Origin of the sequence: Sphaerisporangium sp. NPDC005289 (genome assembly GCF_040607455.1) — a bacterium.
Classification (GTDB): Bacteria; Actinomycetota; Actinomycetes; order Streptosporangiales; family Streptosporangiaceae; genus Sphaerisporangium; species Sphaerisporangium rhizosphaerae.
Genome location: NZ_JBEXGS010000026.1, coordinates 127,157 through 135,737 on the forward strand (window position 1 = coordinate 127,157; position 8,581 = coordinate 135,737).

At 72.4% G+C, this 8,581-nt stretch carries 8 protein-coding genes; 3 read left to right on the forward strand and 5 right to left on the reverse strand.

Annotated features, from left to right (window positions below; translation table 11 throughout):
* The 3 genes from ABZT47_RS33620 to ABZT47_RS33630 all read right to left on the reverse strand — a co-directional run bounded on the left by ABZT47_RS33620 (window position 1) and on the right by ABZT47_RS33630 (window position 3,401).
* Window positions 1-564 carry an ECF transporter S component gene (locus ABZT47_RS33620; protein ID WP_354851365.1) on the reverse strand — a complete coding sequence of 188 codons (564 nt, stop codon included), beginning with the start codon at window positions 562-564 and terminating at the stop codon, window positions 1-3.
* A complete protein-coding gene (locus ABZT47_RS33625; RefSeq protein ID WP_354851368.1) occupies window positions 561-2,219 on the reverse strand; it encodes an ABC transporter ATP-binding protein in 1,659 nt (552 codons plus the stop codon). Before ABZT47_RS33625 ends, ABZT47_RS33620 begins: the two co-directional genes overlap by 4 nt.
* 303 nt (window positions 2,220-2,522) lie before the next feature.
* Window positions 2,523-3,401, reverse strand: coding sequence for a hypothetical protein (locus tag ABZT47_RS33630; protein WP_354851371.1), 879 nt, complete (start codon window positions 3,399-3,401; stop codon window positions 2,523-2,525).
* A gap of 197 nt (window positions 3,402-3,598) precedes the next feature.
* Here ABZT47_RS33630 and ABZT47_RS33635 point away from each other — a divergent pair, with 197 nt between their 5' ends.
* Complete coding sequence (locus ABZT47_RS33635) at window positions 3,599-4,477, forward strand: tyrosine-protein phosphatase (protein WP_354851374.1); 879 nt, start codon at window positions 3,599-3,601, stop codon at window positions 4,475-4,477.
* A 19-nt stretch (window positions 4,478-4,496) separates the two neighbouring features.
* On the opposite strand, the gene ABZT47_RS33640 is transcribed toward ABZT47_RS33635, so the two are convergent.
* Both ABZT47_RS33640 and ABZT47_RS33645 read right to left on the reverse strand, forming a co-directional pair.
* Entirely contained in the window at window positions 4,497-5,549 is a 1,053-nt protein-coding gene (locus ABZT47_RS33640; RefSeq protein ID WP_354851376.1) for a Gfo/Idh/MocA family oxidoreductase, read from the reverse strand.
* Window positions 5,546-6,451, reverse strand: coding sequence for a PAC2 family protein (locus ABZT47_RS33645; protein WP_354851379.1), 906 nt, complete (start codon window positions 6,449-6,451; stop codon window positions 5,546-5,548). Before ABZT47_RS33645 ends, ABZT47_RS33640 begins: the two co-directional genes overlap by 4 nt.
* Window positions 6,452-6,492: 41 nt before the next feature.
* Between ABZT47_RS33645 and ABZT47_RS33650 the strand changes: the two genes are divergently transcribed.
* Together ABZT47_RS33650 and ABZT47_RS33655 are read left to right on the forward strand one after the other, a co-directional pair.
* Window positions 6,493-7,050 carry a hypothetical protein gene (locus ABZT47_RS33650; RefSeq protein ID WP_354851382.1) on the forward strand — a complete coding sequence of 186 codons (558 nt, stop codon included), beginning with the start codon at window positions 6,493-6,495 and terminating at the stop codon, window positions 7,048-7,050.
* 72 nt (window positions 7,051-7,122) lie between these two features.
* The gene (locus ABZT47_RS33655; protein WP_354851385.1) at window positions 7,123-8,121 is read left to right on the forward strand and encodes a 4-epi-cubebol synthase; all 999 of its coding nucleotides are present in this window, start codon (window positions 7,123-7,125) and stop codon (window positions 8,119-8,121) included.
* Window positions 8,122-8,581: the final 460 nt, after the last annotated feature.

An 8,581-nucleotide genomic window follows, 5' to 3' on the forward strand; every position in this document is an offset into this window, starting at 1 on the left:
TTACCGTCCGGTCCGCTTGGACAGCGGCTCCCAGATGGCGTCCAGCGCGGGGGTGAGGATGACGACGGCGATGGCGTCGGCGATCAGCGCGGGGACGTAGTTGATCGAGATGACGGTCGAGACGTCGATGTTCTGCACCCAGATGTCGGTGAACACGAACAGCAGGCCGATGGCGGTGGCGAGCAGAGATCCGAGCGCGGTGACGACCAGGCGCAGCGCCTCGCCGGCGATCGGCGGCAGGTAGGCGAAGAACAGCCCGGCGAAGGCGCCGACCAGGCCGTTGGCGACGCTCCAGTTCCAGTACGTCAGGCCGTACCCGGAGATCAGGTCGATGATGGCGTTGCCGACCAGGCCGACGAAGAAGCCGGCGATCACGCCGAAGCGCTTGCCGAAGAACGGCACCAGCGCGAACGCGGGTCGCACCGTGACGGCCTGCGTGCCGGGGATCAGGAAGCTGAACAGGCCGAGCACGCCGTACAGCGCCGCGCCGACCGCGCCGAAGACGACGGTCCGGGAGGAGATCGATAAGACGGGCTCTCGCGGGGTGGTTGCGTCTGTGGTCATGAGGGGGTGGTTCCTTCCGTGGGGGAAGAGGGGGAAGGGGTGAGGAGGGAGACCTGGCGGGCCAGGTCGAAGGGATGGGCGATCGCCCCCGAGCCGGGCAGGTTGTCGCGCACCGCGGCCACCAGGCTGGTCGCCGCCAGGCCCGCCCGCGACCAGAGGGCGCCTTCGGCGGCCAGCTCGGCCGGGGAGGCGTCGGCGGCGATGCCGCCCTGGTCGACGACGATGATGCGGTCGGCGTAGGTGAGGGCGAGATCGACGTCGTGGGTGATGAAGTACAGGCTCTCCACGCTGGGGGCGGCGAGCGCGTGCCCCATGAACTCGGTCGTGGTGCGCAGGTCCTGCCCGGCGGTGGGCTCGTCCAGGATCAGCGTGCGCGGCCGCATGGCCAGGGCGAGGGCGACGGTGAGGCGGCGCTGCTGGCCGAACGACAGCGTGCGCGGCGGCCGGTCCATGATGTCCTTCTCGTCGTCGAGCAGCACGGCGCGCAGCGCGGCGCGCGCGTCGGCGTCGATCTCCTCGGGGTCGCGGCCGAGGTTGCGCGGGCCGAACGCCAGCTCCTGGCCGACGGTGGCGCTGAACAGGGCCTGGCCGGGGTTCTGGAACACGTAGCCGAAGGTGGTGGCCAGGTTCTTCACCGAGCGCTCGGCGACGGGGGAGCCGTCCACCAGCACCTCGCCGCGCGTGGCCGTGATGAGCATGACGGCGGCGCGCAGCAGGGTCGACTTGCCGGCGCCGTTCGGGCCGAGGACGGCGACCCGCTCGCACGGGCCGAGCGCGAGGTCGACGCCCGACAGCACCGTGCGCTCGCCGTACCCGAGGCTCACCCCGCGGTATTCCAGCCGGGGGGTCGTCGTGGCGGCGGCCCGCTCCGGCGGTTCGGGGACGGCGGGCAGCTCGGCGGCGCGCGACACCAGTGTGGCGAAGGGCAGCTTGACGTGGCCGACGGGGGCCACGCGCAGGAAGCCCTCCACCGGGCCCTGGTAGCGGGGGGCGCCTTCCTCCAGGTAGAGCACCTGGGTGGGGGAGAACTCCAGGATCTCCTCGACGCGGTGCTCGACGACGACGACCGCGCCGCCCTCGTCGGCGAACCTGCGCAGTTCGCGCATCAGGCGCAGGCCGGCCGCCGGGTCGAGGTTGGCCAGCGGCTCGTCCACGACGACCGCCTTCGGCCGCATCGCCAGCACGCCGGCGAAGGCGACCATCTGCAGTTCGCCGCCGCTGAGCCCGGCGGTGGCGCGGTCGAGCAGGTGGCCGATGCCGACGCGGCCGGCGACCTCGGCGATCCGCTCGCGGATCTCGGCGCGGGGGAGACCCAGGTTCTCCGGCCCGAAGGCGATCTCGGCGGCCACGGTGGTGCCGACGATCTGCTTGCGCGGGTCCTGGAGCATCGTGCCGACGACGGTGGAGAGCTCGCGGATGGTGCGGCCGGCGACGGGCAGGCCGCCGATCAGGACCTCGCCGGTCACCTCGGCGCGGTAGGAGTGCGGGATGAGGCCGTTGACCAGGCGGAGCAGGGTGCTCTTGCCGCAGCCGGACGGGCCGCTGACCAGGGCCAGGTCGCCGGGGCGCACGGTCAGGCCGGCTCCGCGGAGCGCCGTCTGACCGGTCGAGAGGTAGCGGACGCTCGCGTCACGGACCTCGATGAGCGCGGTCATGACGGGTCACCCTTCTCCCTCCCGTGTTCTGGTGCCGGGCGGTGCGCGCCGGACATCGGTCCAGTGGAGATTAAAGGGGAGATCCATTGTCTTGCGCAATTGCTGGTGAAAGGCCGGGATTTGAGTGGCATGGCCGAATCATGGCGTTTCGGGCGGCTCGATTACGCGCACATGAACCGGCTGCCCGGAGCGGTTACGGGACCGTTTCCGTGGCAGCCGTAAGCCACCTTTCATGGATTATTGCCGACGAAATGAACTTTCAAGGTTTATAGCGGACGTGAGGCGCGTTACATCGCATTTCCGTCATGCGGCCGAAAGCAGGAGGAGATGGGTGCCGGCCCGCCGAGCCTCCTCGATGCTGCTGCGGAAGACCCGCTCCACCTCGTGGGCCTGCCCGCTCAGCCCCTCCACGGCGGGCAGCGCCGTCTCGTCCTCGGCGGTCTCCGCCAGCAGCCGCTCGTAGTCCGGGGTGCGCTCCCGCAGCACCCCGAGCTGCCGGTAGGCCCGGTACACCGCGTCCGCCCGCCGCACCTCGCGGGCGTAGTCCTCCAAGGACTCCACGCGGGCGGCCAGCGAGCGGTGCGCCCGTTCGAGCACTTCGTCGTAGGGCGTGAACATCCCGGCGATGTCGGCCGGCACGTCCCTGGGCACGATGCGCTCGTGCTCGCGCCGGGTCCGGGTGAGGTCGGCCAGCCGCACGCCGAGCCGCCACAGCTCCGAGGGGAGGGTCACCGTGTTGGCGATCGCGTCCAGCAGGCCGTCACGGTTGACCCTGGACTCCAGCACCTCCGCGACCGCCCGCTGGGCCCTGGCCAGCAGTTCGCCGCATCGCTCGTCCAGGTCCTCGGGAAGGATGTACCGGCCGGCGTGCCGGTGCGCCACGCGCAGCCGGCGGCGGGCCTCGCGCAGTTTCGGGTCGCCCGCGAGGGCCTGGGCGCCGCCGAGGCCGGTGACGGCGGCGCCGAGCGCGATCATGCCCCACGGGCCGGCCAGCGCGAGGGCGAGCAGCAGCAGCACGGTGACGGCGCAGACCAGGGCGGGGTTCGGGGCGTAGGGCCGGGGCACCGCCCCCGCGCGCACCGCGTGGAGCGCGTCCGGGCTGGTCCGCAGGGTGGCGGCGACCTCGGCGGGCAGCGCCGGGTCGAGCACGAGCCGGGGGAAGGGCGCGGATGTGTCCACCATGACCTCCTTCGGGGAAGGCGGTTGAGTCGGCGAGCCCCAGGCTCCGGGGGGCGCGGACCCCGGAAGGGCCCGCTCCTTTACATCACGCGCGGGCCGGCGTCACGATGGCAGCCGCCACGTAACGGACATGTTCTTTTGACACTCTGCCCCTGTCGCCTTCTTCGCGCGGACATATAGCGCATATAGGGTTGGATGTGATGAATGAACTAACGAGGTGGATAGCCCTTGACGGCGCCGTGAACGTGCGAGACCTCGGCGGTCTCCCCACGATCGACGGCCGGACGACGCGGTTCGGGCGGGTGATGCGCTCGGACAACCTGCAGGGATTGACGGATGCCGACGTGCAGCGGCTCGTCGGCGAGCTGAAGTTGCGCGACGTGGTGGACCTGCGCTCCTCCGCCGAGGTCGAGTTGGAAGGCCCCGGCCCGCTGACCCAAGTGCCCGAGGTGAGCATCCATCACCTCACCCTGTTCCCCGAGGGCGGCCGCCACACCGACGTCGAGGCCGACACCCCCGCCCAGGACCAGGCCGTCGACCCCGTGGAGGGCACGGCCGCGGGCGCCGGGAACGGGCCGGACGGCCGCGCGCGTCCCCGCATCGAAGGCGACCGCGTGCTGCCCTGGCAGACCAGGAACGAGGAACGCGCCGAGATCAGGGTGCTCGGGTTCTACTACGCCTACCTGCTCGACCGGCCCGACTCGGTGCTCGCCGCCCTGCGCGTGCTGGCGTACGGCGACGGCTCGGCCCTCGTGCACTGCGCGGCCGGCAAGGACCGCACCGGCGTGGTCTGCGCGCTCGCGTTGTCGGTGGCCGGCGTCGCCCGCGACGCCATCGTGGCCGACTACGCGGCGACCGGCGACCGCATGGAGGCCATCCTCGCCCGCCTGCGCGCCAGCGACACCTACCGCGACGACCTGGACTCCCGCCCGGCCGACAGCCACCTGCCCCGCCCCGAGTACATGGACCATTTCCTGCAGATGCTGGAGACCAGGGACGACGGCCCGCTCGGCTGGCTCGCCCGCAACGGCTGGACCCCCGAGGACTCCGCCGCCCTGCGCTCTCGCCTGCTCGACTGAAAGTCCACGGGGGGACACGTCATCGCGCGGGCTGCGCCACCTGCGGGTCCAAGGGGATGACGCGGCGTTCCGCCGCCGAGACGCGCGCCGCGCCGAGAACGGCGAGGGCCTCGGCGACCTCCACCGGGTCGACCGGCGGCGGCGCTCCCTCGGTCAGCGCGGCGACGACGCCGGCGTAGAAGTCCTGGTAAGCACCGGGCAGTGTCTCGACCCTGCGGGCCTCCCCGTCCACGCCGAGCAGGCCCCAGCGGTCGGCGGGCTCGGCGCCCCACCCCGGGCCGCCCGGCCGCTCGCCGGCGCGCAGGCGCTCCTCCTGCGGGTCCAGCCCCCACTTGACGTAGGCGCCACGCGAGCCGAGCACCCGGAACCTCGGCCCGAGCTGCGCGGCGACCGCGCTCATCCACAGGTGCGACCGGGCGCCGTTCGCATGGGTGAGCGCGATGAACGCCTCGTCGTCCGCGCCCACCCCGGCCCGCCGCACGTCGGCCTCGGCGTACACGTCGGTGACCGGGCCGAGGAACCGCAGCGCCTGGTCGACCAGGTGGCTGCCCAGGTCGTACAGCAGGCCGCCCAGCTCCTCCGGGCCGCCGTTCTCGCGCCACCCGCCCTTGGGCACCGGCCGCCAGCGCTCGAAGCGCGACTCCAGGCGGTGGACCTCGCCGAGGTCCAGAGTGCCCAGGGTGCGGAAGTCGCCGTCCCAGCGGCGGTTCTGGAACGCCGTCAGCATCAGGCCGCGCCCGCGCGCCAGCTCGGCCAGTTCCAGGGCCTCGGCGGCGGTGGCGGCCATCGGCTTGTCCACCACCACGGGGACCCCGGCCGACAGGGCCTGCCGGGCGAGGGGAACGTGGGTGCGGTTGGGGGAAGCGACGACGACCAGTCCGGGGCCGCGGGCGAGCAGCTCGTCCACCGAGGGGACGACCGCGGCGTCCGGGTGATCGCGCGCGACCTGGGCCGCCCGCTCCGCGCTGCGCGTCACCACGGCGGAAAGGCGCAGCCCGGGGGTGGCCGCGATCAGGGGCGCGTGGAAGAACGCCCCGGCCGGGCCGTATCCGGCCAGGCCGACATCGATCATGAGTCCTTCTCGTCCCGCTCGGCCAGGAAGCGCTCGAACTGGGCGGCCAGCTCGTCACCGGTCGGCATCGGCGTGCTCTCGGCCATGAGGTTCTCCCGCTCGGCGCCGGCGTTGAAGGCGTCGTACTGCTGCTCAAGACCCTGGATGGCCGTCGAAAGCTCGGTCGAGGCGATTATCTGCTCCTCGATCTCGGCCGTGGTCTTCTCGGCGGCGTCGCGCAGGCCGTCCAGCGGGAACACCAGGCCGGTGCCGCGGCTGATCGCCTCCAGCGCCGTCACCGCCGCGCTCGGGTACTCGGCCTGGGCCAAGTAGTGCGGGACGTGGATGGCGTAGCCGACCGCGTCGTGCCCCCGGGCGCCGAGCCGCAGCTCCAGCAGGGCGGCGGCGCTGCCGGGCACCTGGATGCGGCCGAACGGGCTTCCCGGGCCGGCGGCCAGGCCGGGCCGGGTGCCGTGCGCGGTCATGCCGAGGGGGCGGGTGTGCGGCGCGGCCATCGGGATGCCGTGCGCGGTGACCAGCCTGCCGACGTTGAGCCGGGTGGCGAGGGTGCCGATCGCCTCCACGAACAGCTCCCACTCGCGGTCGGGCTCCGGGCCGCTCATCACCAGGAACGGGGTGCCGGAGGCGTCATGGGCCAGATGCACCGCCAGCTCGGGCGACTCGCAGTCGACCCAGCGGTCGGTGTCGAAGGTCATCAGAGGGCGGCGCGAGCGGTAGTCCAGCAGCCGGTCGACGTCGAACGTCGCCACGACCCGGTGCTCCAGCTCGGCGAGCAGGTGACCCACGGCGAGCCGTCCGGCTCCTCCGGCGTCCACGAAACCCTCGAAGTGGTAGAGCAGCACCGGATCGGTCAGCTCAGGGACATCACCGCTGAGCCGGTAAAGATCCGTCGGGTCGAACACCTTGGGTCCCAGCCTTTCTATCGTCTCTCAACACAGAACCTATGGGATGCGCTGACGATTCCGCCCGGGCGGTCTCCGGCTACGGGAAGCGGCCTCCACCCGCGGCGCCACCGGGAACCCCGCCGCGAGCCGGCCCGGGGGTCGCTCGCGGGGCCGCCCGGCGGGCCGGTGCACGATGGAGGCCGTGCGGAGGCGCGGGACGTCGAGGAGCTCGCCACCCGGCTGTTCCAGATGGCCAGGGCGGGGCAGGCCGATCGGCTGTGCGCCTACATGGACGCCGGGGCGCCGTTGACCTCCACGACGACAAGGGCGGCACCCTGCTGGTGCTCGCCGCCTGCCACGGGCACGCGGCGACCGTCCGGGCGCTGCTCGCGCGGGGCGCCGACCCCGAGCGGCTGGGCGACCGCGGTCGGAGCCCGCTCGCCGGGGCCGTGTCCCCGGCAGTGTTCCACGCCGCGTCAGGCAGTGTTCCTGAAGAAGCCCGAGGTGGTGCGGGCTCTGCCGGAGGCGGGCGCCGGCCCCGCGCGGGGCACCCCGTCCGCGTGGGAGACCGCGCAGGTGTTCGGACACGCCGAATTCCTCGAATGGTTCGCGCGTGAAACGAAAGAACCGTGCACATCCGGGCCTATCGCCGTGTAGTTATATGGCCCCTTTGTTGTCATGATGTGGGGATGGCTGATTTAGCGCCTTCCAAGCTCCTTCTTCCGCCTTTGTTGTCCCCATTCCCCAGCCTGGTCAGCCCCTACGCGGAACAGATCGACGCCGAGACCTTCTCCTGGCTGGTCACCAGCCGGATGATCGTCGACCCCGCCGAACTCGACCGCTACCGCGAGGCCGGATACGGCTGGCTGGGCGCCCGCACCTACCCCTACGCCGCCCACGACATGCTCCGGCTGGTCACCGACTGGTGCGTCTGGCTGTTCGCCTTCGACGACGCCTTCTGCGAGTGCGACCGCCGCGCCGCGGAGATCGCCCGCGCGCTGCCGCAACTGCTCGCCGTCCTCGACGAGGACCCCGCCCCGGGCGCGCCCGTGGACAACCCCTTCGCCCGCGCCATGCTGGACATCAAGGGCCGCGTGCGCGCCGCGGGCAGCCCCGACCAGCTCGACCGCTGGCGCACCGTCACCAAGGACTACCTGTTCGCCCAGGTATGGGAGGCGGCCAACCGCGAGGACGCCGTGGTCCCCACCGTCGGCGACTACATCTTCATGCGCCGCAGGACGGGGGCCATGCTGACGGTCTTCGCGCTGATCGACCTGGCCACCGGGCGCCCGCTCACCCCGGACGAGTGGCGGCAGCCGGACCTCGCCGCGATCACCGAGAGCGCCAACGACGTGGTGGTGTGGGACAACGACCTGCTCTCCTACGCCAAGGAGCGGCGCGGCGTCAACGCCCGCAACAACCTCGTCAACGTGCTCGCCCGCCACCGGCACCGCTCGATCCAGGAGTCGATGAACCAGATCGGCAGGATGCGCGACGCCGCCGTCACCCGGATGGTCGCCCTCGGGGCCGTCCTGGAGGCACTGGGCTCGCCCGCCGTCTCGGCCTACGTCCGAGGCCTGGAGCACTGGATCAGCGGCAGCGTCGCCTACTCGCTTACCAGCAGCCGGTACACCAAGGCCTGGCAGGGAGCGATGCCCGTGTGCGTCGGCCACGCCGGGACGAACTGAACCCCGTCCCCGGCGCCCGACCCCCGCGCCGGGACGAACTGGACCCCGCCCCGGGCGCCTGACCACCGTGCCGGGACGAACTGGACCCCGCCCCCCGGCGCTTGACCACCGCGCCGGGGCGAGCGGCCACGCGGAGACCGACCGAACCCCTCGCCGGGCGTGAGAGGCCGGGCAGGGATCTCCGCGGGGTCGCCCGCCCACGGCGTGGGGGAGCGGCTAGTGCGGTGACCACATACGTTCACCGGGCGCGGCTCTCCACCCCCGGCCACGTGCCGCAGTGATCGGCGCCGGGTCGGCGGGTCGTGGTACGGCGATGCCGGCGCCTGCTACGGCGCCCGAGCCGGTGAACGTTCGTGGACAGCGCACTAGTGTCATGCGCCTGAAATTCGTCACTTAAATTTCTATGATTGCCGCATGTCGTCTTCGGGGCCGTCTGCGGTGGAGATCAAGCTGACCGATA

Excerpts from the sequence above, each read along its gene's own strand:
- ABZT47_RS33620 (WP_354851365.1), bottom strand. The coding sequence starts at position 564 with ATGACCACAGACGCAACCACCCCGCGAGAGCCCGTCTTATCGATCTCC.
- ABZT47_RS33625 (WP_354851368.1), bottom strand. The coding sequence starts at position 2,219 with ATGACCGCGCTCATCGAGGTCCGTGACGCGAGCGTCCGCTACCTCTCG.
- ABZT47_RS33630 (WP_354851371.1), bottom strand. The coding sequence starts at position 3,401 with ATGGTGGACACATCCGCGCCCTTCCCCCGGCTCGTGCTCGACCCGGCG.
- ABZT47_RS33635 (WP_354851374.1), top strand. The coding sequence starts at position 3,599 with ATGAATGAACTAACGAGGTGGATAGCCCTTGACGGCGCCGTGAACGTG.
- ABZT47_RS33640 (WP_354851376.1), bottom strand. The coding sequence starts at position 5,549 with ATGATCGATGTCGGCCTGGCCGGATACGGCCCGGCCGGGGCGTTCTTC.
- ABZT47_RS33650 (WP_354851382.1), top strand. The coding sequence starts at position 6,493 with ATGGGATGCGCTGACGATTCCGCCCGGGCGGTCTCCGGCTACGGGAAG.
- ABZT47_RS33655 (WP_354851385.1), top strand. The coding sequence starts at position 7,123 with ATGGCTGATTTAGCGCCTTCCAAGCTCCTTCTTCCGCCTTTGTTGTCC.